The organism is Maridesulfovibrio sp. (assembly GCF_963677005.1).
GTDB lineage: Bacteria > Desulfobacterota > Desulfovibrionia > Desulfovibrionales > Desulfovibrionaceae > Maridesulfovibrio.
On record NZ_OY781616.1, the window covers coordinates 4,012,266 to 4,038,707 of the forward strand.

Consider the following 26,442-nt stretch of genomic DNA (forward strand, 5'->3'; position numbering starts at 1 on the left):
GTTTCCGGGGCAGCCATCATTCGGAACAAAGGTTCAGGATTTTTATTAATCAATCGGTGTCCGCTGCAACAGGTTCCGATCAGGGGCTGCCTGAGCGGAAAACAGTTTATGGCGAACATTCAGCCAAAAGGCCGGTGGGTCTAACGACCCATATCGGCTTTGGCCTTTTCGTAGACATCAGGACCAATTTCCTTGATCCACTTATCGTATACCGGCAGGGTGGCTTGTTCGAATGCCTTCAACTCTTCGGGAGTAAGAGAGTGAACTTCCATGCCTTTACTTTCCATGAAGGCGATGGGGTCGGGAACTTCCATTGTGTAGTTGAATTCGTCTTTGAGGATTTTCAGGGACTTGTCGCCGTCCAGTCCGGCTCTGCTCAGTGCTGTTTCAAATCTTCCGGCTTCCTGGGCAGCTTCCATGATCTGGTCCTGAATCTCTTTGGGGAAGGCCTTCCATTCGCGCTGGTTCCAGTAAATGATGAGCGGGTCGGCCAGGTAGTTCCACATGGTTGCGTACTTGTGGTACTGGTAGATCTGGATAGGAATCAGAACACCCACGGGGTTTTCCTGTCCGTCCACAACGCCCTGCTGGAAACCGGCAACGGCGTCACCCCAGTTCATGTTTACCGGGTCCGCTCCGAGCTGGCGGAATGTATCGATAAACAGGGGGTTGCCGACAACGCGGATGCGAAGTCCTTTCATGTCTTCCGGTTTTTTTACAAGAACCTTGGAGTTGGTCAGCTGGCGGAATCCGTTTTCTGCCCAGGCCAGAGGCTGCAGACGTTTTTTCTCCATGGCCTTGAAGATGGCTTTACCGGCTTCTCCGTATTTGACCTTGTCCATTGATTCAAAATCATTAAGGAAGAAGGGCAGGTGGAAAATATTGGTTTCGGGAATAACCGGGCTGATGTTGATGGTGGAATCCATTGCGCAGTCGATTACGCCTTTGGCGACCATCTGGGAACTCTTGAGCTGTGCTCCCTTGAGCAGTGCGGAGCCGAAGTAGGGCTTGACGTTGATCTGGCCGTGGGTTTTTTCCTTGACCAGTTCCGCGAATTTGGCGGCACCCATCCCCCAGTACAGTTTGGGGCCGACAGTAACCTGCATTTTGTATTCTTTTTTGAACTTTGCAGCATTGGCGGTCACGGCGGTAAGCATCATGGCCGCAGCAACGAGGACAAGCGCTGTCTTGAACATTTTATTGAAATTAAACATGTACCAACTCACTTCATCAATAAGTTTGTGTTGAAGAACGCCAAGCCCCGTCCGGGAAATGGAAGTTTCAACTAAAGCTATATATAGACTAGAGTTGCCCCGCAAAATTGAGGAGCTCGTGTGATGGGTGGATAGGAGATTCTTCACATGAGAACACCGAACACGGTAATAGAAACCGTGGTTGCAGGATCATTATGAAATGGCTCCGCAACATGTCGGCTGCTGGACAGACTCTTAGATAACCCCGGGGATGGATCAAGTTGGCGCGCCTGAAAGTGTATACTTCCAGAACTGATCAAAGGGGTCGGCAGATTACTGCCTGCGGGACTTATACCCACAAAATTTGCGGAATATCAGCATAAGTCAAATTAAATGTCTAGTCTTTTCGTGGGGGCGGATTTTGGTAGTAAAATATTCTGTCCGGTCTCGGTTTCAGCCTGTTCGGACTGCTCATGTTATTCAGTGTGTTTCCATGTATACCTTTGTTTTTTTGTGTCTGTATCCTGACGATAAATCAAAATGTTATTCGCCGTCAGTAAACCAATATCAGATTCTTTTATGCAGTATTTTATTACCTTCCGAATAATCGTATATATAATGTATGTTGTTAGGAACAAAATTGTTGGTTTTTATGTATGCAACAACATAATGTACCGATATGTACTTTTTGTGTTTATTGGTGTTTTTCTTAAAAGTAGTTTTTTGAAATTGTTTTTTGTTTAAATTAAGCATGTTGTCTTTGCGCATTAGGTGTGTCCAGACTGTGGCGAATTGTTGGTATGATCATTGCTGACATATGTTGTGGTTAGAGTCGGTCTGTATCCCTGCGGACACCGAGTCCGTACACGACAGGCCGAACCGCCCCACTAAGCCTTTCCGCAGTACAACATTAACCGGATGCCATGCTTATGAGACAGACTCTTCCCAAAAACGAACACGGTGACAGGTACAGCTGCAATACACTTCTTACTTCCGCTCCGGAGCACGGTTTGCGGGAAGGGGCCGGCACTTCCTGTACACAAAAAGTGAGCGGTGAGAACGGTGACTGCGGAATAGGAACCTGCCGGGGACGGATTGTTCCTCTTTTGCGCCAGATGAGCGAGATGCTTTCCGATAGCAGTGATTTCAGCGGTGCCTTGGACCGTCTTCTGGCCTACATGCGCAAGGAAATGGGCATCAAGCGCGGAATGGTCAGTCTTTATGACCGGGAAAGCGGCCGGATATTCGTGCACCGGAGCATCGGTCTTACTCCGGCAGAAGAGGACCGGGGCGTATATTTCATGGGTGAAGGCATTACCGGGCGTGTTGTGGAGACCGCCAGACCCATTGTCGTCTCGCGCATCGGTGATGAACCTTCCTATCTCAACAGGACCAAGTCCATTTCCGGCGGTCTGGATCTTGATTATTCCTTCATGTGCGTTCCCATTGTCCGCGGAAGCAAGGTTCTTGGTACCATCAGCGCCGAGCGGCGTTACGATGACAAGTGGTTTCTGGAGAAGCACCTCGACGTCCTTGTGGTTGCCTCATATATTCTGGCGCATGCTCTTGAACTATATCTTATTGAAAATGTGGACAAAGTGCAGTGGGAAAATCGTACACGTCAACTCATCAACCGACTCAAGGAACAGTTCAAACCACCGAATATCATAGGAACTTCCGCACCCATGCGGGAGGTCTACGGACTTATCCGCAAGGTTGCTCCGGCCTGGACGACCGTCCTGCTGCTTGGTGAAAGCGGGGTGGGCAAGGAGATGATCGCAGACGCCATTCACTACAGCGGTCCGGTCCCGGAAGGCCCGCTGGTCAAGTTCAACTGCGCCGCGCTGCCGGAGAACCTTGTGGAGAGCGAGCTTTTCGGCCATGAAAAAGGCGCGTTCACCGGGGCCATTCAGTCCCGCAAAGGTAAATTCGAGGAGGCTGACGGGGGAACTCTATTCCTGGACGAGATCGGGGAATTGTCTCTGGGAGTGCAGGCCAAGCTGTTGCGGGTGCTTCAGGACCGCCAGTTCGAGCGGCTGGGCGGAAACCGTTCCATAACGGTCTCCATCCGCATTGTCGCGGCCACCAACAGAAATCTGGCCGATATGGTGGAGGAGGGGACTTTTCGTCAGGACCTGTATTACCGGCTGAACGTGTTTCCGATCATGATTCCGCCTTTGCGCGAGCGGGGTAACGACATTGTCACCCTGGCCGAGCATTTTGTGGCCCGCTATGCCAAGGAGACCGAGAAACGGGTCACTTTTTTCTCTACTTCCGCTCTTAACATGCTCACCAGGCATAACTGGCCGGGGAATGTGCGTGAACTGGAAAACGTGGTTCAGCGGGCTGTTATCCTGGCCGATGACGAAACCATACACAGCCATGATCTGCCTTTGACCTTGAAATCCCCTCTGGTTCTGGAAAACAGTGCCCCGAACGGGTTGGAGGTCCGGCTGGCGAATATTGAGTACGAAATGGTTGTCGAGGCCCTGCGCCAGCACCGGGGGAACGTTACCGAGGCTGCAAATGCCCTGGGGCTGACCCGGCGTACCATGGGGCTGCGCATGAAACGGTTTAATCTGAATTATAAATCCTTTCGGCAGGCCGCAAGCAGGGAGGGCTTGAGCAAAACAGCTCGTAAAGGATAGTTTTTGCTTGTTTTAATTAACTTTTTCAGCAGAATAGGCCGGATGACAATGTGTTATTGTCGGCCTATTCTGTTTTTTCAGCCTTTCCCTCCAATCCGCTGTACTCATCAATAAGGCTGGAGCAGTCCGGACATGAGGTCGTGCGCAGGGCGTCGCGGTCCTCGTCGCGTCTGCGCGGAACGCTGTAGGCCGCATCCTTGCTCGGAATTTCGGCCAGAGTCTTCACGTAGCTTTCGGGCAGCCCGTGAATCCGCGCTCCCTGCAGTATGAATTCCAGAAATTCGCGGCTGGGCGGAGTAGGTGTTCCCAGTATGTCTTTGCGGTAGAGTACGGCCTCGTATTGTTCTCCTTCCGGAGAAAAGATTACTACCGGGCTGTGAAAATACGAGCCTGTTCCGTTGAGCCGGATGTCCTGCCACGCGTCCAGGCTGTCGGCGTCCGTGGAGCCGAGTTCATAAATTACCCCCCACAAATCTTTTCCCGGCGCGGGGATAACCGTTTCCATGCCGCTGTCCCATATCCAGCTGTATCCGAAGAAGGCCATTTGGTATCCGGGGAGGCGGGCAGGACCTATTACTACCGGGTTGGAGCATCTTTCCTGTATCTGTTCAGGATTCATGTTTGGTCCGTAGGCGAAATATCTTATTTTCGGTGCTCTCCGTTTTGCCGTAGGCACGGGTGTGAGAAGTATGTCATTGTTCATTTTCGCAACCTTTTGCTGAAGGATTTTATCCGCCGGAGCCGGAAGCCGTTTCGGCTCCGGGCGGCTTGGAGGTTTTAGGGGATACCCCTGTGAATTCGGTCGGGCTACCAGACGTTGAGAACCCATTCCTTGTTGTGTTTGTATTCCATGTCCGTGAACAGGGTGTTGGCCATCTGTTCGGCCAGCCAGATTGCTCCGGCGTACCCCACGACAGGGTGGCGGTAGAGTCCTGCCCGGTCATAGGTGGGGAATCCTACACGCACCATGGGAATATTGTTGTCTATGGCTATGAACCGTCCCTTGGAGTGTCCGAGGATCAGGTCCAGCTCCAGTCCCTGGTTCTGGATACGGTCGCCAAGCACCCACAGGTCTGCGTTGGTTACGATTTCCATGTCGTAATCCACGTTTTCCTTCAGCGCTTTGACCCGCGGGTCTGATTCATAGTGTACGTTGTCGTCACCGAGCAGCAGCAGTTTGGGGCGCATTTCCAGATCCAGGCAGTACTCGGCCAGTCCGAGGACAAGGTCCGGAGCGCCGTAAATGGCCACGCGTTTGTCGGCCAGGAACATGTGTACAAGATCGGTCAGCGCATCGAGGGCAATGCCGCGCTCGCGCACCAGCGATTCCGGTATGGGTTTGCCGGTAATGTTCTTGAGGTGCTGGAGGAAGGTGTCGGTGTTGCGGATGCCGATGGGAGTAGGTCCGATAACAGCGGGAACACCGAAGTTGTCCTCCAGATACTGCGCCGCCTTGCCTCCCTCGTACCGGTTGAGGGCTATTGTGCCCACGGCGTTGGCCGTTCCGCGCAGGTCTGCAATGGTTGTTTCCCCGTGCGAAACGTGGTTGCCCGAAGGCATAAGCGGGGAGTCGAAGGTTTCAATTTCAAAAAGGACGGTGGCGTCAACATCCATCTCGGCGAGCAGATGTTTGAGATGGGTCACGTCGCCGGGGTTTACCCAGCCGGTTATCAGGTTGATCTTTTCACTCGGCTCCGTTTTTTCCGCAAAATAGGAGACGAATTCCTTTACCGCCAGATCGTAGCCGGTGATCATGCTGCCCACGAAGCTGGGTGTATGGATGGGGATGAGGTGCACCTCCCTGTCCGGATATTTTTCGGGCAGAAGCTCGGCGTTGAGCTTGGCTACCACACCGTCAATATCATCACCGATGACCTCGGTAGAGCAGGTTGAGATGATCGGGACTACCTTTACGTCCGGGTAGCGCATGAGGAGCACGTCCACGGCTTCCTCAACGCGGGAGCAAGCACCGAATACAGCGCCGTCCTCATGGACCGATGACGAGGCCAGCTCGAAACTCTCCTTGAAGTGCTGGGAGATGAGCATGCGTACGAACATTACACATCCCTGTCCGCCGTGGACGATGCCGATGCATTCCTTTATGCTGATGCTGGCGAACTGTGCGCCGCACGGCTGGCAGGTAAATATCGGGTTGATGCACCCGACGCGTTCTTTTTCATTGATTTCACAGGACATATTATTTCCTTTCAATAATGCTGGTCGGTTAGTTCCTGATTGAGCGAGCCGGTGACGGTCAGATATTCGATGCGTTCGTACAGCTCGTCCATGAGGGCCGCTATTTCATCTTTGGACATGTCCGTGAGCCAGGCGCAGTTCTTCTTGAATGCCTCGGCCATTGTCACGGAATCCACCCAGTAACAGCGGTTCTCCGGGGTGCTTGTATCAACCGGTTCTCCGAGGAGAATCTGTTTGGTCATGCCCAGGATATTTTCATTCTGGCGTTTTCTGTCCCAGTTACGGGAATGGAATTGCCACAGGCATTTTTTCATTATGTAGTTTTCCAGCTCCGATAACTTTTCATTTTTAGGTTCGGCCATGTCTCCCTCCTAGACCGCGGTAGCCAGCGATTTGTGTTCGAAAGGCTGATACGTTTTTTTGCGCAGATCCTTGAGGCAGTTGTATTTGCCCGTGTATTCCCGCATTGTGGGGGAGTTCCTGACCTCGTCAGGGAGGTCCACGTCCGAAATCATGCGCTGAGTTTCAAACCCCTTGTCCATGGGAATTTCATCCTTGCTGATGTCGAGCAGGGACAGTTTGTGGATGGGGGAATAGATGGCGTTATAGATGTCGCGGGCAAAGCGGACCCATCCTTCCCATCCTTTCCACGGGCCGTTGTGGTAACCGTGGGCGTTAAGGTATGGTACGCGGATTTTTTTGGCCACTTCACCGGGACGCTTGCCGGTCAGGATGATGTCCGGCTCAAGATTGTACATGGCTTCCAAGCCTTCAAGCTCGTTGGGGTCGTCGATGGCCAGAGCGCCGACTTCGCAGCGTGCGATGCCTTTTTCCATATCGCCCTGATGGCCGAATTTGGTATAGACCGAGACCACATCCATGCCCATTTCGTCATGGATGACGTGAGCCCAGTGCCAGAGTTTGGAACCGCCGGGCCAGAGGCAGATCTTCTTGTCGGTGAGTCTTGCCTTGTACCATTCAAGTTCCGGTTTCCAGCGTGCTGTTTCCTCGTCAATGATAGCCTGGGCACGGTCCTCGATGCCGAAGAACAGCCCGATCTTGCGCAGCGATGTGCCCAGCGGCTCAAATCCGAATCCGTCGATATCCAGCCTTGGAATACCGTAGCGTTTGCGCAGTTCGTTGCAGATGTATTCCGCAGATCTGGCGCATTCGAGCACATTCAGTTGTGCCCCGTGCATGGCCCGCAGGTCATCGTAGCTTCCGTTTCCGGTAAAGGTGGAGAGCACCTGCACGCCCATGCGGTTGAAGAAGTCGATCATTATTTCCTGATCGCCCTGAATATTGTATTCGCCCACGTAGTTGATGACGTAGTCGCTCTTGATGTTCGGTTCAACCGTGCCGACCTTCTTGTTGATCCAGGCGATGTTGATCTTGTGGTGCCCGCCGGACTGGCTGGGGCCGCCGAAGCCCGGCGAGTTGCAGACGAAGATGTCGACATCGGGCATTTCGTCCATCACTTCCTGGGCCACGGCCTCGATATCATCACCGATAAGGGCGGAGGCGCAGGTCTGGTAGATAGACATGCGTTTTATGTGCGGGCAGGCCTTGAAGGCTTCTATGATCGACTGTTTAAGCTGTTTTTCGGCTCCGAAGACGATGTGCTTTTCCTTCATGTCGGTGGCAAAAGTGTACTTCATCTGGAAGTTGTCGTTGTCACTTATGTACCGTTTGGTCTGCCAGGTGTCGTAGGTGCATCCGATAGGGCCGTGGCTCAGGTGGATGACGTCCTTCATAGGGGTTCCGATTACGTGTTTGGCTCCGCAATAGGCACAGCCGCGCTCGGATATGGTTCCGGGAATGGTGTTCAGGTATCCCAGCGGCAGGGCGTCGGTAAGGGTTTCACCTTCTCCCTTTACTACTGCGTGCTGTTTGCGTTCGGGAATACATTTGCTGCATTCAAACTCGTGATATGGCATGAGATTTTCTCCTTAGAATCGTTTTCGCGGCCTGATTAGAGGATGGCTTTTTCCCCGTACTCATCGGTTCGTACACGCAGAGCGTCGTCCACAGGGCAGACAAAGATTCTTCCGTCTCCTACCTGGCCGGTTCTGTTGATCCTTACCAGGGTCTCGACCACATTATCCGCATCCTTATCCGGGACCACCACCGTGACCATACGCTTGGGGATGTAGGGCATGGTTCTGTACTTCGCCTGATCTATTTCTTCGGGTCGAAGGTCGACGTTGATCTCTCCGGCTATGCCGCGCTGTTTGCCCCGGCCCAGTACCTGAGTGGCGGTTATGCTGGGCAGGCCGAGTTCATCCAGGGCCTTCTTGGTACTGTTCATTTGTTTGGGCCTGATTATGGCGATGATTTCCTTCATGGCGCCTCCTACAGACCGTCTGCGCCCGTGCGCACCGTCACCGATTTTTCAACAGGGGTGACGAAGATCTTGCCGTCGCCGAAGTTGCCGGTGTAGGCCCTGCCCTGTATGAGCTTCATGACCTCGTCCACGTCCTTTTCCTCCACAACCATCAGCAGAATGGTGCGCGGCAGTTCATCGTAGTGGATGGTTCCGACGGTGATTCCTTTCTGCTTACCGCGCCCGAAGGCGTTGATTTTGGTCATGGAAGCAAATCCGGCTTCGGCCAGGCTGTCGGCCACGCTGTCTGCGGCATCTGCACGCACGATCGCCTTTATCATTTTCATTGCCATAGTGTGTCTCCTTTTTCTCTTTCCTGGTAACAGGGAAGGTTGCCCGGACTTGCGGCCGGGATATCCGTTTCTCTGGCTGGCTTCTGTTTTGGAACACGGCTCCCTTGTAATTGAAGCTGTTTCAGGTGGATAAGCCGAAAAGGTTAAGCCGGTTCCAGGTTGAGGAGTTTTAGTCGGCGATACCGTATTTTACGACCATTGCTTCCAGTTCATCCATGGTCAGGGGGCTGGGGATAACGAAGTTGTCGTTGTTGATGATTTTCTGGGCAAGTACACTGTATTCGTTGGCCTGATTTTCAGTCGGATCGTATTCGCAGACGGTTTTTTTGTTGAACTCCGCCTTCTGCACGATGTTGTCCCTCGGTACGAAATGGATCATCTGGGTGCCGATGGCCGAAGTGAATTCTTCGAGGAATTCACGTTCCTGGTCTACGTTTCTGCTGTTGCAGATGATGCCGCCGAGACGGACGCCGCTCTGCTTGGCATATTTGACAAGACCTTTACATATGTTGTTGGCCGCGTAGATGGCCATCATTTCACCCGAGGCAACGATGTAGACTTCCTGCGCCTTGCCGTCGCGGATAGGCATGGCGAAGCCGCCGCAGACAACGTCACCGAGAACATCGAAGAATACGAAGTCCAGGTCTTCGGTATAGGCTCCGTTGTTTTCCATCAGGTCGATAGCGGTGATGACGCCACGTCCGGCACAGCCTACGCCGGGTTCAGGTCCGCCGGACTCAACGCACTGGATGCCCTTGTAGCCGACCCTGATGACCTTATCCTTGGTGACCTTTTCCGCGCCCTGGTCGCGCAGTACGTCCATGAGGGTTTCCTGCGGTTTGCCCCCGAGAATCAGTCTGGTGGAGTCGGCTTTGGGGTCGCAGCCGTGGATGAAGATTTTTTTGTCGTGAAAGTTGGCCATGGCTGCCGCAGTGTTCTGTGTGGTGGTGGATTTTCCGATGCCGCCTTTTCCGTAGATAGCGATTTTTCTGGTCATGATTTTTTCCTTTGATGTTTTGATCCGTTTGATGTGTTCGGGATCATCTTGTTGAGGTTCGATTTGAATCTGTAAAAGCACGGGGTATGCCAGAAGGTGTGAAAAGGTCCGAAACCGGGTGAAATAGTCCGTAGACCGGGAAAAGGGGCTGATTTCGTTCCGGCGGAGAACGGTTTGCAGGGCAAAGGTACCGGTTGGTGCGAATGCGGAAATACCTGATTAAGGGGAATGGTACTTAACGGAACGTTCGGTGGGGATTAGCACCGCGAGGAACCTTTGTGCGGTGGGCAATAAAAAAAGGCCGGGACTTTCGTCTCCGGCCTCAGACTCTCGATAAAACACGGTCTGCTGCGTTGCTGTGAAAAAGCATGAAACGCCTGTATACGCTCAGCTTCATGCTTTTTACTGCACCTTACGGCACATTCTCAACAGTCTGTTGTCATCAAGATTTTAGCGAATGGTTATATCTGCGGATCGCCGGGGTAGGCGGGGTTGACCTTGCCGACCAGTTCGTCGAGATCAATGCGGACAACCGCAGTCTTCTGCAGCACTTTATCCGGGTATCCCCCGGTGGGGCCCTGATGCTGGGCAAGTATCACATCAAGTGCGGCTGCTTTGTCCTCCGGGGCCTCCAGAAGCGTGGCCTTCCCGAAGCCGGAAACAGATGTGTAGTGGGTGGTGTAGCCGCAGCCGTCCTCGGCCCGGATCAGTTCGCTTTCCACCACCGTGGTGAAGGCTACCAGACCGTTGGCGCGGACGCAGTCCATCTTGAGTCCTTCCATTGCGCTGTGGAAATAGACGGCGTTGTCCGCGTATCCGAAGTTCACCGTGACCGCATAGGGCTTTACGCCGTCCCAGAGTCCGAGCTGCATGGTTGTGCAGCTTTTGAGCAGTTCTTCAACCTTGTTTCTGTCTTTGATTTCGCGTTTTGGGTGCCGCATGGTTTTCTCCTTGGCTAGGCGGTTTTACAGAGGGTAGAGCGTTTTTGCACATCCGTTCGTATTTTCTGGGACTGCTTAGGCCCGGTGTCGTGCACTTGGGATGCGACTGCAATGTTATGAGGTGTGATTCAGGCCTCCGTAGTTGATAATTCAAACACCTTATGGGAGGAAACACAAAGCAAATATGGGACCAACTGATTCTGGCGGGGGCCGTAAGTTTTCCGGTCCGGAATTGTCTTTCATGGGGGCTTCTGGAACCGGCCATACATATATATTAACAAGGAGAGTTTTATCCGGGCTGGGGTGTTTGGCAGTACGTTTTTATTTTGCGGTATGAATCAGGATAAAAAGATTTAATTAATTGTTGACAGCGAGGGCAAATACACATAAAAGTTTTTCCTCGCTGTTGGGACATCGTTCAATTGGCAGGACGACGGGTTCTGGCTCCGTTAATCAAGGTTCGAGTCCTTGTGTCCCAGCCACAGCAATACTAATGAGATGTGTCCCCATCGTCTAGCCTGGCCCAGGACACCTGCCTTTCACGCAGGCGACAGGGGTTCAAATCCCCTTGGGGACGCCACTCATCAAAGATCTGAATTGCCAGAGCAGGTCTTGCCCTTACCGGCTTCAACATCGTGATTCAGGCCACGGAAGCAGGTACATATTTTGATGCGTCCCCATCGTCTAGCCTGGCCCAGGACACCTGCCTTTCACGCAGGCGACAGGGGTTCAAATCCCCTTGGGGACGCCAAAGAAATTTCAAGGACCGATTCATGAAGAATCGGTCCTTTTTTATGGTTATCGTATCAATCCTTAGTACCCCTGTCTTTGAGGTAGAGCCGGTAGAGCCCTAAAAGGAGCAGTCCGCGGCCATGAAATGAAAAAGCCAGGCTGTAAACAACCTGGCTGAAATAAAGGGCATTGTGGTAAAAAGTGCCTGCGGTTAACGGCCGCTTCACACTCCCAGCCGTTCGGCAATTGTTTTTGCCGCCCGGCGGCCTGCACCCATGGCGGATATGACTGTCGCTGATCCGCTGACGATGTCGCCGCCTGCGAAAACATTTTGGATCGATGTTTCTCCGGTTTCCGGATCAGCTTCTATATAGCCCCACCTGTTCAGATCAAGTCCGGGAGTGGCCTCAAGCAGGACCGGGTTGGCACCGGTTCCTACGGCCATAATGACCATATCCACTTCAAGCTCCCTGGTCTTGCCTTTCACCGGTACGGGCCTGCGCCGACCTGAATCATCCGCTTCACCGAGTTCCATCACCTGCAGGGTCATGGATTTCACATGCGAGTTCTCATCTCCGTTTATGGAGATGGGTGAGGTCAGCAGATCAAGCTTTACCCCTTCCTCAATCGCATGGTGCAGCTCTTCGAGACGCGCGGGCATTTCATCTCTGGTGCGGCGGTAGGTAATGTAGACGTTTTCCGCCCCAAGCCTGAGCGCCGTGCGCGCGGCGTCCATGGCCACGTTTCCGCCCCCGATAACGGCGACATTGCGCGGTCTGGGAGCCGGGGTGTCGTGTCCGGGAAAATCGTATGCCCGGCCGAGGTTGATGCGGGTAAGGTACTCGTTCGATGAATATACGCCGACAAGGTTTTCACCGGGAATATTCATGAATTTCGGAAGTCCTGCTCCCACGCCTATGAACACGGCATCGAAGCCTTCATCCATGAGGTCCTGAATTGTAACGGTCTTGCCGCCCACCCAGTTCGGCAGGAAGGTGACGCCCTTGCTCCACAATGCGCCCACTTCACGCGCGACGATGGATTTGGGCAGCCTGAATTCCGGTATCCCGTAGATAAGAACACCGCCGACTTCGTGCAGGGCTTCATAAACGGTGACAGGCACGCCCCTTGCCGCGAGGTATCCGGCAACGGTAAGGCTGGAGGGCCCGGAACCTATGCAGGCAACCTTGAGGTGCTCGTTGGGCAGGCTGCAGGCAGTATCGCCGGTTATCATCTCGCATGCCGAGTCGCTGTCGAAAGTATCTGCAACGTATCTTTCCAGCCGCCCGATGGCCACCGGTTCATATTTTTTGCCCAGTATGCACGAACCTTCACACTGATTTTCCTGCGGACAGACCCTGCCGCAGACAGCAGGAAGGGCGTTGGTCTCTTTGATGACCTTGTATGCGGAGGGAACGTCTCCGGCAGCAAGGTGGCCGATGAATCCCTTGATATCAATTTCCACCGGACAGCCTTTCTGACAGGGCGGTTCCTTGCACTGCAGGCATCTGGACGCTTCCACTACCGCCTGATCCCTAGTGTATCCACAGGCAACTTCCATAAAGTTCTTTTTACGCACATCTGCCGGCTGTTCAGGCATCGGGGTGCGGATAGGATTGAATTTCTTTCTAGCCATGTTCCCTCCTGAACAAATCCATTGATTGCCTTTCCTGATCCTTGTACTGGCCGAGGCGCATTTTCAATTCATTGAAATCGACCTTATGACCGTCAAATTCGGGCCCGTCCACACAGGCGAAACGGGTTTCGCCACCGATGTTGCAGCGGCATGCACCGCACATTCCGACTCCATCGACCATGATCGAGTTCAGACTCACAACCGTGCGGACTCCGAACGGTTTTGTTACTCCGGCAACGGCTTCCATCATGGGAACAGGGCCTACTGCTACAACTTCAGCCACGTCTTTGTCTTTCTCAAGGCGTTCCCTCAGGACGTCCGTGACAAAGCCTTTATGCCCGCAGCTTCCGTCATCCGTGGCAATGATCAGTTCCGGGCAGAAGCCGCCGAGTTCGTCACAGAACAGCAGCAGATCCTTGCTTCTTGCGCCGACAATGGCGACAACATGGTTCCCGGCCATATGATGCCCTTTCGCTATGTGGTGCATTGCGGCAATTCCGGTTCCGCCCCCGACACAGACTACCGTTCCGCATTTTTCTATATGGGTGGCCTTGCCCAGCGGGCCGCAAAGATCGAGGATGGAATCCCCTTCATTAAGGGTTTCAAGCAGGGCCGAGCTTTTACCCACTACAAGGTAGACAATGGTGATGGTGCCGGCCTGCGGGTCCGTATCCGCAATGGTCAGGGGAATGCGTTCCCCATTCTGGGAAACACGCAGAATTATGAAGTTCCCCGGCCTGGCTTTTTTAGCTATCTGGGGAGCGTCAATAACCAGCATGCTTGTCTGTCCGGGTATCAGCGCTCTTTTTTTTACAATGGTGTTGGTCATATTTCACATACCGCCTGGTTGGTAGAAGTCCAAAGAACAGGCCCCCAGTCACCTGGAGGCCTGAAGGGGTTTGTGAAGGCCCGCGGTATACCTCCCTGTGCGGGAAGGTCTTGTCGCACAGTTTTTTTACCGCGGACTTTCACTCTGAACACAATAAACAGCAGTTCAGGTTTTTTTCCAGCATGCTATGAGGCAAGGTTAGTACAAGCCGTAGGCACCTTCATCCATGCTCAGGAATATGTTCTTTGTCTGGCTGTAGTGAGCCAGCATCATTTTATGCGTTTCACGGCCGATGCCGGACTTCTTGTACCCGCCGAAGGGGCTGTGTGCGGGGAGCTGGTTGTAGGTGTTGATCCACATGCGTCCGGTTTCAACCTTGCGGGCCACCCTCATTGCGCAGTTGATATCCTTGCTCCAGACAGCTCCGCCCAGGCCGAATTCGCTGTCGTTGGCCATGGCGATGACTTCGTCTTCGTCCTTGAACTTGATGACGCAGACAACCGGGCCGAAGATTTCCTGCTGGGCGATTTCCATGGAGTTGTCCACATCGGCGAAGATGGTCGGGCTGAGGAAGCTGCCCTTGCCCAGTTCGCCCTCAGTGATTTTTGCACCGCCGGTAACGAGTTTTGCTCCTTCCTTTTTGCCTGTTTCCACGCATTCCATAACCTGTTTGAGCTGATTCTCGCTGATGATGCTGCCCATCATGGTGTCTTCTTCCCAGGGGAGGCCGACTTTAACGCTTTCGAATTTTTCGGTTATTGCTGCAAGAAAACGGTCGTAGATGTCTTCATGGACGAAGATTCTGGAACCGGCGCAACAGACCTGGCCCTGGTTGAAGAGGATACCCAGAAGAGCGCCTTCAACAGCTTTTTCCCAAGGGCAGTCGGGGAAATAGATGTTGGCCGATTTGCCGCCAAGTTCAAGGGTGGCCGGGATGAGTTTCTTGGCGGCTGCATCTGCGATCATGTAGCCGATATCGGTGGAACCGGTGAAGGCGAGCTTGCTGAAACCTTCATGTTCCAGAATGTAGTTCCCGGTAGTGGAGCCGCCGCCGGTGATAACGTTGACAACTCCCGGAGGCAGGACTCTGTCAAGAATCTTGGCAAATTCCAGCATGCTGAGGGAGGTTTCGGATGAGGGCTTGATTACAACGGTGTTTCCTGCGGCAAGGGCCGGGGCTATTTTCCAGGCCGCCATCAGGAAAGGAAAGTTCCAGGGGATGATCTGTCCTACAACGCCGATAGGTTCGTTGAGGATGATGCTCATCGTATCCTTGTCGATCATTACCGCTGAGCCTTCTTCAGTCCGGATGGCGCTTGCGAAATATCTGAAATGGTCAGCGGCGAGGGGAACATCTATATTTCTTGTTTCACGGATGGGCTTGCCGTTATCCAGAGTTTCCACCATGGCAAGCTTTTCGGTTTCTTCATCTATGAGATCGGCAATCTTGAGAAGGATGCCCGCCCGGTCCTGCGGCGATACGTCTTTCCAGGTCTTGAAGGCCTTCTGGGCAGCTTCAACTGCCATATCGACGTCTTCTTTGCTTGCATTTGCGCATGTTGCCAGCTCTTCCCCGTTGGCCGGGCAATATGCCTTGAATGTTTTACCGTCCTTACTGTCCACCCATTTGCCGTCTACATACAGTTTGTAATTTTGATCAATTGGCTTCTGCATTAACGTTCCTCCGAAAGGGTTAAGTAATTAAGGGGTACTGCATTCAAACTGGCCAGTCTGATTATGTCAAAAAAGACAGCAATAATGATGCCGCAGGATGTTTGTCTGTGTAACATCTCGTAAATTCTGGATAAATAATGATACTCCTTTTTTTGTGTCACACCCCTGTGCTTTGTTTAAGGTTACACTTTGTGACAGGTGTTACATTTTATGGGGCATGTGACAGTTGCGTTTCATGTATGTTGTTCAATGTGGTTTTATGAACCGGAGTGTGTCCGGCTTCAGGTCCGGTTTTTAAAACAGGAGTGGGTGGAGTGGCAAAAAAGAGCCTTCCTCAGCACCTTGCAGGCACAAGAGGAAGGCTGTGGATTCGAAAAATTATTCCTGTGAACTCCCCGGCATGGTCCGGGGATATTCTTTAACTGAACAGCTGTTCCTTGGATATCTTGTAGAAGTTCATCTTGCGGTACACCGTGTTGCGTGAAAGGTTCATTTCTTTTGCGACCCTGCTCACATTGCCCCGGTGTGTTGTCAGCAGCTGGATGATCAGTTCTTTTTCCATGACGAGGTCGGACATTTCCTTCTTCCTGCTGTCCCGGTCGGGGGTGGGGTAGAACGGTGATGAACAGACCAAAGGAGCTTTCTGCTTTGCGGCTATCCTGCTCGGCAGGTGTTCTATGCCCAGGTTTATGGCCTCCAAGTCGGAACTGAGCATTTTTTCCACAACATTTTCCAGTTCCCGGACATTGCCGGGCCAGTCATGCCGCAGCAGATGCTGCATAAGCTTTTCCGATACAAATCCTATGCAGCGGTCCTGCCGTTTGCAGATTTTGTCGAGAAGATGATTGAAAAGGTCCCGCAGGTCGTTGATGCGGTCCCGCAGGGGAGGAATACGGATCTGTATGACATTGAGCCTGTAGTACAGGTCCGCCCGGAAGTTGCCTTTCTGCACCTCTTCCATGAGATTTCTGTTCGTGGCACAGACGATTCTTGCGTTTACGGGAATGATGTGGTCCCCGCCGATGCGGTTAATCCTTTTGTCCTGGAGCACGCGCAGGAGCATGGCCTGCTGGTCGAGGGGCATGTCGCCGATTTCATCAAGGAACAGGGTCCCTCCGTCAGCCATTTCGAATTTGCCCGGCCTTCCGCCTTTTCTGGCTCCGGTGAATGCTCCGTCTGTGTATCCGAAGAGTTCGCTGGCGATCAGCTCCCTTGGGAATGCCGCACAGTTCATGGCAATAAAAGGTCCGTTACGGCGAGGGCTGTGGTTGTGGATGGACTGGGCGAAAAGCTCTTTACCGGTCCCGCTTTCGCCGGAAATGAGGATGTTGCTGGTGCTCGATGCGGCACTCTTGGCTGTATTTATCGCTTTCAGAAGTTCCGGGCTTGCCCCTATGATGTCGGAAAAGTTGAAGGACGCCTGAGCGCCGCTGAAGCGGTTAACAAGCTTTTTTACATTGTTTATCTGGTTTAAAAAGATGACCGCACCGTCATTTTCCCCGGAGCCGTCCTTAAGAGGCGTTCCTGTGACCAGACAGTGGAAGGAGCCTTTTCCGGTGTCGACCATCAATTCAACATCGGAATAAGCCTTTCCCCTGTCCAGATCATGCCAGATTCCGGGTCTGCTGTTCAGAATTTTTTTTATCGATCGGCCTTCAATGTCATCGCCGAGAATCTGTTTTCCTGATTTGTTGATCTGGCAGACTATTCCGTCCTTGTTTGTGATCAACGCCCCGTCCGACATAGTATGGAAAATTTTGTTCAGGCTGTGGTTGAGTCTGTTCAGTTCCCTGTTTTTTCTTTTTATCCTTATCTGATTGCGTATGGCTTCCACTGCGGCAACCACCATGCCCAGTGTGTGCAGGTGCACTTCATCAGAAGGTCCGGAAACCTGCAGCACTCCTATGATCCGGCCCTCATCGTTGATTATGGGCGCGGCTGAACAGGTCCAGTGGTGCAGGCTAGCACAGTAGTGCTCCTTGCCGGATATCTGTATGGGAACTCGCAGCTTCAGCGCAGTCCCTATGCCGTTTGTGCCGACTTCTTCTTCCTGCCAGTTGGTGCCGTTTACGAGATTGACCTTCGATGCACTGTCCCGCACTTCATAGTCGCCGATATTTTCAAGTATTACGCCGTTCTCATCGGAGAGAAAAACCACCAGTCTTGATCCTGCTGTGAATTCGTAGAGCTTGTCCATGAAAGGTCTGGCTATCTCGAGAAGCTCCGAGTGGCGTCTTTTTAAATCCGCAACAATTTTTCCGTTCAGAATATGAACACAGCATTTGCCGTAGGGGTCTACTCTTGCCCTGAAGCATCTCTTCCACGACTGGGATATTTCCGGTCTTACTCTTACATTATCCGGATTCCCAGTGAGGATGAACTGCTCCCATGCTTCTCCCATAACAGCGCCTGCCGGTTCGGATACTCTATCGGAATACATTTTGTCATGCCTCCTCTTGAAAACAACTTCACAATATGATGTCAGCCAATTTAAGCAACAATCGTCTTCCAGTCCTTACATTTTTTACAAAGTCGGCGATGGGACTGTCTTTATATGCCTTTAACTACTCTTGCTATTTCATATAACTATATGTTTTTCTGATGTGTTTAAGCTGTTTTGATTATCCGTATTGATGTATTGCCGGTGTTGACCGGAACTCGTTCCATCTCGGTTGTATTCTACTCTGGTGAATTGTGCTGCACATCATGGGTATTGGCTTGTTCGGTTTTTTTCTTTTGTTTCAGCTGGATGAGTAACAGTATTTGATGCTTAATATATAACGTTCTTTTTTGCATACCATTAAATTATGCATAAAAAAAGTCTCATAATAGCATGAAAACAGTAGAAGCTTAAAAAACAGTATTACTACTGCCTGTTAGCGTTTTAAAAAATTGATAGCAGGAAAAGTTTCCCTTTTTTCTTTGTTGCGCTTGTTACGATTCATGATGTTGCCGCGCTGAGAGTCGCTTTGGTGAACACTGTGGGTATGGACGTTGGTATAGGTGTTTTGGCTGCTTGATAAACTAATTTGTTATTTTGTTGTTTTTTATTCTTCAATATAATTTGAAATTAATTCCTTTTGTGTAATAATGCTTGTGAATTTTAGGTTTATATATGTTTGTTTTTTACAAAAAACGTATGTTTTCTAAAGTTTGCAACTGTTTTCACTTGCAGAGCTGTCTGTGGAAACGTTCTTTGTATCGCGGCCGGAGGGGCCGCCTGAGGCTTGAGAGGAAGCGGTCTTTCTGGGAGTTGTCTCTTTAAATCCACAGTGTTTTGTGCACGGCATGTGCATGAAAGACTATCCGGGACCGGGGGAGGTCCTGCGGTGGGTTAAGCATGGAAGACTGATTGTGAAAACACGGCCTGTGTCAGTTGGTGGGGAACCTGCTGATGCCGGTTTCAGGTGGAAAACAGGTGGAGTATGTCCAGTTTTGTCTATCGCGACGTTACTGTCCCGGAAGAGTTGAGGGGTATCATCAATTACATGGTCGGTGTTGAGCGGTACAGGGAGGAACTTTCAAATCTGGGCAGCCAGTGGGATCTGCTCACCATACTCGGGCAGATGAGCGGGACCGGTACCGATATGACCGGGACGCGCAAGGGATTTATGACTCTTACTTCCGAGCTCCTTGGACAGTTGGGGCTTGAAACCATGAAAAAGACATCACAGGCTATCGGGGCCAAAGCACAGGTTGCTGTCGATATCGTGATCAGAAACCTGTTTGAGCGTACAGCGGATATAGGATTTCTTGCTACGGATAATGATGTCCGTGAATTTTTAAGAGTGCTGGCCCGGGCGCGGGATGAAGATGAAATAGATTCCGAAGTAATTGACGATATGCTTTCCTCCATGGTCGACAGGTTTCGCGAGTATGTGGATAAGTATTCGGTATATTTTGATATAGTTCTGATGGATACCGATGGGCAGGTGGTGGCCCGGCTGGACCGGAACTGGATGATAGCCAGTTCCGCATCGCCGTTTGTGGCAGAGGCGTTATCCACGGCGCGCGATTATGTTGAATACTTCGGCCCCAGTGATCTCCTTCCCGGAGCTGGGGACTCCCTTATTTACGCTTATCGAGTTACGGAAACCGATGATTCTGCTTCTCCGGCACTTGGTGTTCTGGCGCTTTGCTTTCGTTTCCAGAACGAGATGGAAGGGATTTTCAGGAAGTTGACCAACGAGGGAGACTGGGCGGTTCTGTCTCTTCTGGACAGCAACGGACGGGTGATTGCCAGTTCGGATGAAGATCAGGTCCGGCGCGGTGCCATAATGGAACCGGCCCTCGGTGATGAATGCACGGTGGTGCGCTTTGCCGGGCGGGAGTATCTTGCCAAAACATGCCGGACAAACGGTTATGAGGGCTTTTTCGGTCTCGGCTGGTACGGCCATGCAATGTTGCCTCTTGAGCACGCTTTTGATGATGAGATCAGAACCCTTTCCCAGAGGGTGGATGAGAAGGTGCTGGAAGCCGTGATGAGCGACCCGCGTCTTTTTTCCGAGGAACTGCGCGGAATTCCTGTTCAGGCCGACAGGATTCAGGCCGAACTTGAAAGGACTGTCTGGAACGGAAACGTGCGTGAGAACGATGCCCAGTCCAAGGTGCTGCTGTGGAATATCTCCGATGCCGGGGCCAGAACCAAGTCCGTTTTCGAGAAATCCATAGGCAATCTCCATGAGACTGTTGTTTCAGCCATTCTGGACGATGTGGAGTTTCAGGCCGCACTGACCGTGGACATAATGGATCGAAATCTTTATGAGCGGGCCAATGACTGCCGCTGGTGGGCTTTGACAACCGCTTTCAGGAAAATTCTGTCCCAGCCCAGGACGAGCGCAGCGGACATAGAAACCGTTTCAGGCATTCTGGCTTACATAAACGGGTTGTATACCGTGTACACCAATCTGTTCGTGTATGACTCCAAAGGCAGGATACTGGCGGTATCCAATCCGAAAGAGCAGCAATTGGTCGGAACCATGCTTAATGCTGCCTGGACCCATGAAACCCTGAATATCAAGGACAGCCAGAAATACAGCGTATCAGCCTTTGAACCGACTTCTCTTTATGGCGGCGAGTATACATATATATATGGGGCGTCCATCACGGATATTGATAATTCGCGAAAGGTTGTCGGCGGAATCGGTATTGTTTTCGACGGCCTTCCGCAGTTCAAGGCCATGTTGCAGGACTCGCTGCCCAAGGACGGAACAGACGGCTGTTTCGGTGTTTTTGCCGACCGCAACCATATCATCATAAGTTCCACAGACGAAAACCATCAGGTCGGAGACAGACTCAATATTCACGATGATTTTTTTGCACTGGATAACGGACGGAAGACTTCGCGCATAATTGAATATGCCGGGCAGTATTACGCAGTGGGAGCCTGCACGAGTTCCGGATATCGCGAGTACAAGACAGAAGACAGCTATTGTAATGATGTGGTCGGACTTGTCTTCGTTCCTCTTGCTGAGATATCTGAAAATGTTGTGGTAGCGACCCGTCAGCGGGAGATCGGCATGGATGTGGTCAAGGCCCGTTCAGGAAATGAAGATTGTGTGGAAATAGCTTCTTTTTATGTAGGGGATAAATGGCTCGGCATCAAGGCCGAAAAGGTTGTGGAGGCCATCCGGCTGGAGGATGTTACCGATATTCCGGGCTCGCATCCTTCCCTGCGGGGCAAGATTCACTATAAGAACGAAATTGTCCCGGTTATACAGATTCATGAGCAGGTCGGCGGGAATTACCCGGAAGACGAGAGCCGACTGCAGGTTGTCGTTGTAAATTATAAGCAGGACGAAGGAAGTTTCCGGCTGCTGGGCATCATTGTTGATTCCCTGGCTGAAATACCGGAGGTCTGCAACAGTCGTCTGGACTGCACCATGTCTACTCTGGATCGCAACGGGTACATTGAGTGTCTGGTTAAGCCGGAAATGAATTCAAAGCGTAAGGGTATGCTGGTTGTGATAAGTCCGGAAGGTCTTATGAATCACCTTGCAGAATATTCCTGCCGAGGCGACGGCAAGGTAAAAAAACTGGTCTTGCCGGAAACTGAAAAAATATAAATATCGCTGCTTGCAAGGGGATTTGTGAACAGATGGAAACCATTTATCGTGAGTGTGGTTATTTAAAATATCTATGATTGAGCGCTTTCTGTATCTGTGTTAAAAATACGTCTATGAGTTGGAAGTATTTTAAACACATTCAGGAGAGAAAGCTGAAATGATCCTTGTTCACTACCCCAGTTGAACCACTTCCCGCAAAGCCAAGGCTTGGCTTGAGGAAAACGGCATTGATTTCACCATACGGCATATAGTCAAGGAAACCCCTTCTCGTGAGGAATTTCTTGCCTGGCAGAAGATCGCCGGGGTGGATAAAAAGAAATTCGTTAATACCAACGGGAAAAAATACAAGGAATCCGGTCTCAAGGATTCCATAGACACAATGCCGGACTCCGAGCTTTTCGAGTTGATTTCCGGTGACGGCATGCTGGTCAAGCGTCCCATACTGGTTGGGAACGATTTTGTGCTGATAGGGTTCAAGCTGGCGGAGTGGGAAGCCCGGTTGTTATGATCCGGCCCTTTTCTCTATAAAACCGACTGTGAGCGGAATGATCAGGAAGCTCAGCAGAAAGGTTATGATTCCGTTCCAGCCCGAAAATTCGTATGCGAACCCGGCTGCGGTAATGCCTATCCATCCTCCGGTGTAATAGAAAAGCACGTACAGTGCGTTGGCTTTGCCATGGCTGCAGGTCAGCTTTCTGTTGACCAGCACCACTGCTACAGTGTGCATGGAGAAAAATCCGGCGCATACCCCGAGAAGCCCGATGATTATGGCCACCACAGATGGAAGCAGAAGCAGCAGTAGGGAAAGACCTAGCACCACCGAACTGCCGATCAGCATTATTCCACCCCCGATGCGGCTGCTCAGCCGCCCAGCCATGGGGCCGAGGAAAATCCCCAGAATATACACCAGATATACCAGTGTTATGAGTTCGGTGGGCAGGTTGAACGGTGGGTGCGACAGCCTGTACGGAAGGTAGTTGAAAACAGGGGAGAATATGAGCAGGCTGCCTGCACCGCAGGCATAGACCAGCAGCAGTTCCTTTTTTTTGAGCAGGGACAGATAGGTCTCTTTGCCGTTTGTAGTGCGTGCGGCCGCGGTGGCTTTTTTGTCTGAATGCGGAAGAATGGTCACGGCCAGGATCGTGGTTACGGCTATAAGCCCGGCTGCGGAGAAAAAAGCATAGCGCCAGTGCAGGGGAGGGTGAATCCATCCTCCCAACAGCCTTCCGCCCAGACCTCCCAGAATTGTGGCCGAAACGTATGATCCCATGACCACGCTCAGGCGTTCTATCGGAAGCGTCCGGGCCAGCCACGCTGCCAGGCTGGTTGTAAGCGCCGGGATGAAAAGTCCCTGCAGCAGTCTGGCTGCAACGAGAATGTGGAAGTTGTCGGTGAGCCCGCATACTATCCCGCCGACCGCGACGAAAAACCCCCCGGCTACGATAATAGGCTGTATAGGATATCTGTCCGATAGATAACCGAAAAACAGGTTTGCCAGAACTATGCCCAGGATGACGAAAGAAACGGCCTGGGATGCCTGGACTGTGTTTATGTTGAATTCAGCCTGCAGAACGGGGAGCACGGGCTGGGGAAGGTAGATATTGGTGAAAGATGCCGAAACGAGTGCGAAAACCGCAATCTGCATCTTGGCCAGTTTGTTCATCGGGAGTCTCCTTGGCGGGATCACGGTTATGTCTCTGAGTTGTGCAGTGACATCTGTAATAACCATGCCGCTCAACATTATTTACGGTGCCTTGAGTTGTCAAGACACCATATCTGCGCGATAATGTTTCTTTTTTGTCTTCATGAGGTCTGCAGGTTCGCTTGCTTAAACCGTCTACCCGTATTAGCCTTTGCTGTGCCTGTGTTTTGCGCATCCGGACAGGCGTACATGTAATCTTTTTTGATTTTTTAATTTATGGAGGGTGTTCCGGAAATGAAATCCGTAAAGAACATAGCGGTGGTCGCGCATGACCATTGCAAAAAGGAACTGCTTGATTTTGTTGATTGCAATTTCGAGGCTTTGGTCAGACACAACCTTCTGGCCACCGGCACAACCGGGGGGCTGGTGGAGGATCTTATCAGCAGAAGGGCCGCCGAAGCAGGGCTTGAGCACAAACCCGTGAACAGAATGAAATCCGGGCCGCTGGGCGGCGATCAGCAGCTCGGGGCAAGCATAGCAGAGGGCCGTATAGACGTGCTTATTTTTTTCTGGGACCCCATGCAGCCCCAGCCCCATGATGTTGACGTGAAGGCGCTGCTGCGGCTGGCCGTACTGTATAACATCCCGACCGCGAGCAATCGGTCTTCAGCTGAATTTCTTATCTCGTCACCTTATTTTCAAAAGGAATATGAAATCAGGCCGGAAGATTTTTCGTATTACACGGGGCGTGCTGTTTAAGTACAGGAGTGATTCCGTGAACTAATCTTCATAGTTGTCATTTATTTGCGGCGGGAAATATCCCGCCCTTTTTTATGATAAATTATATCTGTTTTACGAAGAAAACTTGACATGATTAAAATATTTTATAAACTTCCACTTAAAAATATGTTGATACTGTGTTTATCTGGTTTGCTTGGGAGGTAAAATATGAGTAAATCTATATTAGAGCTTTGCATTGCAGGCTGCTTGTGTCTTTGTCTCTCGGCTTGTTCTTTCAATTCTTTAATAGCCGACAAACGCAATCCGCAGAAGACGGGGGGTGAATACTCGGCCCGAAATGACGATAGACAGAATTCTGCCGCACCGGGCATGGAGCAGTCCAATCCCCCTGCATTGAATAACAGTGTTTCGTCAGAAAGTGTCTCCAAGCCGGAAACCAGGATTGTGATCAGTCCGCAGATCAAGATATTCACCGTGCCCGAGAACAGTTCCAAGGGAGTCTATAAGCCGGTGAGTGTAACCGGGGTAAGATATCCGGGGATGGTATTCTTTGATACCGACATGCATGTGTTGAAAGGCGGTTCTGTTGCGGTGGTTTCCGATGTGGTCAAACGCATTCTCGAAAACGGCCCCGGAACCAAGGTGCTCATATTGGGGCATACCGACAGTGTGGGGACTAGCAGGCATAACAAGCGCTTGTCTGAAGAAAGGGCACTGAGCGTCATGAAAGAGATGCACATGGAAGGTGTGCCCTATGAAATAATGTCCACCATCGGAATAGGAGAACTTCAACCTCTTGCCTCCAACGATAGTCAGGATGGGCGGGCTATGAACAGGCGGGTTGAATTTCTTATTTCAACGGACGCGACTGCCAACAGGATTGTGGCCAATAAAGGGGCGTTCGACAAGGATACGGCTGCTGTTGTGGAAAAGGCCGAACCTGTTCATGAAGAGGAAGTTGCGGCGTTGCCTGAAGTTGGGCTGCACGAAGATTCCGGAGGCAGGCCGGTCAAAGTGGTTGTTGAGAGGACTTCGCCGGAACTGGCAGCAAGTGTCAGCGCTGACCGTCCTGTGAAAATAATTAAGGCTCGTAACATCAAGATCAAAGTAGTACGGGATCGATAAAGGAGTAATGCATGCAGGCGGAACGGGTGGATGACTCACTGCGGGAAAGTTATGATCGATGCCAGAAATGGGTCGCTTCCGATGGGGTTGATATTGATGACGAAATTGTGGAGGAGGCAGTAAGGGAGGCGGAACGCGGGACTCTTTTCTGCCAGAAAAATGGAATGACCAACCGGATGCAAACTGTGTGTACCGCGCATGTGCGTGATTCGTTGGGCGGTTTTCAGCAGGTCTATTCCGAGTTCATGCTTGCCTGCTCACCTTATATAGAAAAGATCAGGCAGGTTACTCATCTGGAGGAACGGTATCGCATGGTGGATGATGAAGTTGACCAGAAGATACGGGACGAGGAGAGGACTCTTAAGTCGACGGCCGGGTATGATGAAGCGTGTATAGAGCTTGATGAAGCGGTCACCCATTACAGGAAGATCAGGCAGAGTGAGGGAAACCGTGTTGTTACACTGCGACCTTTCTGGCTTTATGTCATTCTCCTTTCCCTAGTCGCTGTAGGCGAGGTGATGATCAACTATAATTTCCTGCTCAAGTTCATGGATATTCCGGCCTTTGCGCTGGCCACCTCGGCCGCTATCGGCGGTGTGGTCGCCTGGGCTTCGCATGAGCACGGCAGGGCGCTTAAGCAGTTCACCTTTTATTTCGGAAGCCATGTCCGCCCTGAGGAGAAGAAGCATGTCGGCTGGCATTTTGCTGTTGCAACCATGTTTCTTGCCGTGGTTTTTGTGGCGGTCTATTACGTGCGCTACATTGCTGTGGTCAACGCAAATGCCAACATGATGGTGCAGCTGGGCAATAATATTCTGGACAATGGTTACAAGGCAGGCAGGGGTATGGGACCGACCGCCGCTGCCCTGACCAGTCTCGGGTCCAACGTTGCCGTATGGGGATTGAGCATCTGGATTTCAACCATGTTTCACGACAGGAATCCTCATTACATGGAAGCGGCCCTGCAGAAGAAAAAGGCCGAGGCCAGGCTGAATAAAATTACAAAAACAAGAAACGCCAATGTCAATGCCTACAATGCCGGAAGGTCAGTTGGCAGGGAAGAGGTCCGCAACGAGATCAAGGCGTTGACCGAGGATCTCGGCGAGCAGTTGCAACTCTACAAGCAGGTGCAGGCCAAGCGGGACAAGATAATCAGCCAGATGGTCAACGAGACCAACAGGAATCTGGTTCTCTACAAGCAGACGCTTATGAGTTTTTTGTCCAGCAACGGTTCCGTGAAAATTTACGGCGAAGGCAACGAACCGATCAGTTATGATGAATATGACCGGATGAATGTCAGCGCAGACGAAAACTACATAATGCAGCTGATACGCTGGTAAGGGGGCT

General features: G+C 51.6%; 19 protein-coding genes, 3 tRNA genes and 1 pseudogene. 9 read left to right on the forward strand and 14 right to left on the reverse strand.

The features are described from left to right. Window positions 1-140: 140 nt before the first annotated feature. Entirely contained in the window at window positions 141-1,214 is a 1,074-nt protein-coding gene (locus ACKU4E_RS17770) for a DctP family TRAP transporter solute-binding subunit (RefSeq protein WP_320172404.1), read from the reverse strand. Window positions 1,215-2,122: 908 nt separating this feature from the next. On the opposite strand from ACKU4E_RS17770, the gene ACKU4E_RS17775 reads away from it, so the two are divergent. Beyond that, window positions 2,123-3,841, forward strand: coding sequence for a sigma 54-interacting transcriptional regulator (locus ACKU4E_RS17775; RefSeq protein ID WP_320172405.1), 1,719 nt, complete (start codon window positions 2,123-2,125; stop codon window positions 3,839-3,841). Between the two features lie 64 nt (window positions 3,842-3,905). On the opposite strand, the gene ACKU4E_RS17780 is transcribed toward ACKU4E_RS17775, so the two are convergent. The 8 genes from ACKU4E_RS17780 to ACKU4E_RS17815 all read right to left on the reverse strand — a co-directional run bounded on the left by ACKU4E_RS17780 (window position 3,906) and on the right by ACKU4E_RS17815 (window position 10,651). Next, complete coding sequence (locus tag ACKU4E_RS17780) at window positions 3,906-4,544, reverse strand: gamma-glutamylcyclotransferase family protein (RefSeq protein WP_320172406.1); 639 nt, start codon at window positions 4,542-4,544, stop codon at window positions 3,906-3,908. 104 nt (window positions 4,545-4,648) lie between these two features. Beyond that, the gene (gene anfK, locus ACKU4E_RS17785; protein WP_320172407.1) at window positions 4,649-6,037 is read right to left on the reverse strand and encodes a Fe-only nitrogenase subunit beta; all 1,389 of its coding nucleotides are present in this window, start codon (window positions 6,035-6,037) and stop codon (window positions 4,649-4,651) included. 11 nt (window positions 6,038-6,048) lie between these two features. Then, window positions 6,049-6,399, reverse strand: coding sequence for a Fe-only nitrogenase subunit delta (gene anfG, locus ACKU4E_RS17790; protein ID WP_320172408.1), 351 nt, complete (start codon window positions 6,397-6,399; stop codon window positions 6,049-6,051). 9 nt (window positions 6,400-6,408) lie between these two features. After that, on the reverse strand, window positions 6,409-7,974 hold the full coding sequence (anfD, locus tag ACKU4E_RS17795) for a nitrogenase iron-iron protein, alpha chain (RefSeq protein WP_320172409.1): 1,566 nt from the start codon (window positions 7,972-7,974) through the stop codon (window positions 6,409-6,411). Window positions 7,975-8,009: 35 nt separating this feature from the next. Next, window positions 8,010-8,381 carry a P-II family nitrogen regulator gene (locus ACKU4E_RS17800; protein ID WP_320172410.1) on the reverse strand — a complete coding sequence of 124 codons (372 nt, stop codon included), beginning with the start codon at window positions 8,379-8,381 and terminating at the stop codon, window positions 8,010-8,012. 8 nt (window positions 8,382-8,389) lie between these two features. Continuing rightward, entirely contained in the window at window positions 8,390-8,713 is a 324-nt protein-coding gene (locus ACKU4E_RS17805) for a P-II family nitrogen regulator (protein ID WP_320172411.1), read from the reverse strand. Window positions 8,714-8,882: 169 nt separating this feature from the next. Then, window positions 8,883-9,710: a nitrogenase iron protein gene (gene nifH, locus ACKU4E_RS17810; RefSeq protein ID WP_320172412.1), complete on the reverse strand. Its 828-nt coding sequence runs from the start codon at window positions 9,708-9,710 to the stop codon at window positions 8,883-8,885. Window positions 9,711-10,171: 461 nt separating this feature from the next. Beyond that, window positions 10,172-10,651, reverse strand: a complete 480-nt coding sequence (locus tag ACKU4E_RS17815) for a pyridoxamine 5'-phosphate oxidase family protein (protein ID WP_320172413.1) — start codon at window positions 10,649-10,651, stop codon at window positions 10,172-10,174. A 407-nt stretch (window positions 10,652-11,058) separates the two neighbouring features. Between ACKU4E_RS17815 and ACKU4E_RS17820 the strand changes: the two genes are divergently transcribed. The 3 genes from ACKU4E_RS17820 (at window position 11,059) to ACKU4E_RS17830 (ending at window position 11,402) form a co-directional block, all read left to right on the forward strand. After that, a tRNA-Gln gene (locus ACKU4E_RS17820) sits at window positions 11,059-11,133 on the forward strand. A 20-nt stretch (window positions 11,134-11,153) separates the two neighbouring features. Further along, window positions 11,154-11,231 (forward strand) — tRNA-Glu (locus ACKU4E_RS17825). A gap of 93 nt (window positions 11,232-11,324) precedes the next feature. Beyond that, window positions 11,325-11,402 (forward strand) — tRNA-Glu (locus tag ACKU4E_RS17830). Between the two features lie 204 nt (window positions 11,403-11,606). Here the strand turns inward: ACKU4E_RS17830 and gltA are convergent. The 4 genes from gltA to ACKU4E_RS17850 all read right to left on the reverse strand — a co-directional run bounded on the left by gltA (window position 11,607) and on the right by ACKU4E_RS17850 (window position 17,962). Next, complete coding sequence (gene gltA, locus ACKU4E_RS17835) at window positions 11,607-13,019, reverse strand: NADPH-dependent glutamate synthase (protein ID WP_320172414.1); 1,413 nt, start codon at window positions 13,017-13,019, stop codon at window positions 11,607-11,609. Then, complete coding sequence (locus tag ACKU4E_RS17840) at window positions 13,012-13,848, reverse strand: sulfide/dihydroorotate dehydrogenase-like FAD/NAD-binding protein (protein WP_320172415.1); 837 nt, start codon at window positions 13,846-13,848, stop codon at window positions 13,012-13,014. The genes gltA and ACKU4E_RS17840 overlap by 8 nt, the downstream gene beginning before the upstream one ends. A gap of 198 nt (window positions 13,849-14,046) precedes the next feature. Further along, on the reverse strand, window positions 14,047-15,522 hold the full coding sequence (locus tag ACKU4E_RS17845; RefSeq protein ID WP_320172416.1) for an aldehyde dehydrogenase family protein: 1,476 nt from the start codon (window positions 15,520-15,522) through the stop codon (window positions 14,047-14,049). Window positions 15,523-15,940: 418 nt separating this feature from the next. Further along, window positions 15,941-17,962: a sigma-54-dependent Fis family transcriptional regulator gene (locus ACKU4E_RS17850; RefSeq protein ID WP_320172417.1), complete on the reverse strand. Its 2,022-nt coding sequence runs from the start codon at window positions 17,960-17,962 to the stop codon at window positions 15,941-15,943. Between the two features lie 985 nt (window positions 17,963-18,947). Here ACKU4E_RS17850 and ACKU4E_RS17855 point away from each other — a divergent pair. Together ACKU4E_RS17855 and ACKU4E_RS17860 are read left to right on the forward strand one after the other, a co-directional pair. Further along, window positions 18,948-21,587 (forward strand): chemotaxis protein CheW, encoded by a 2,640-nt coding sequence (locus ACKU4E_RS17855; RefSeq protein WP_320172418.1) that lies wholly within the window; start codon window positions 18,948-18,950, stop codon window positions 21,585-21,587. Window positions 21,588-21,783: 196 nt separating this feature from the next. Then, window positions 21,784-22,095 (forward strand): annotated as a pseudogene (locus ACKU4E_RS17860) (Spx/MgsR family RNA polymerase-binding regulatory protein); the annotation flags it as partial. Here the strand turns inward: ACKU4E_RS17860 and ACKU4E_RS17865 are convergent. Further along, window positions 22,090-23,250, reverse strand: a complete 1,161-nt coding sequence (locus tag ACKU4E_RS17865; RefSeq protein WP_320172419.1) for an MFS transporter — start codon at window positions 23,248-23,250, stop codon at window positions 22,090-22,092. The pseudogene ACKU4E_RS17860 and the gene ACKU4E_RS17865 sit on opposite strands and share 6 nt — an antisense overlap. 273 nt (window positions 23,251-23,523) lie before the next feature. On the opposite strand from ACKU4E_RS17865, the gene ACKU4E_RS17870 reads away from it, so the two are divergent. From ACKU4E_RS17870 to ACKU4E_RS17880, 3 genes are all read left to right on the forward strand, one after another. Beyond that, complete coding sequence (locus ACKU4E_RS17870) at window positions 23,524-23,988, forward strand: methylglyoxal synthase (protein WP_320172420.1); 465 nt, start codon at window positions 23,524-23,526, stop codon at window positions 23,986-23,988. A 189-nt stretch (window positions 23,989-24,177) separates the two neighbouring features. Continuing rightward, complete coding sequence (locus ACKU4E_RS17875; RefSeq protein ID WP_320172421.1) at window positions 24,178-25,095, forward strand: OmpA family protein; 918 nt, start codon at window positions 24,178-24,180, stop codon at window positions 25,093-25,095. 11 nt (window positions 25,096-25,106) lie between these two features. After that, a complete protein-coding gene (locus ACKU4E_RS17880) occupies window positions 25,107-26,435 on the forward strand; it encodes a hypothetical protein (RefSeq protein WP_320172422.1) in 1,329 nt (442 codons plus the stop codon). Window positions 26,436-26,442 lie beyond the last annotated feature (7 nt).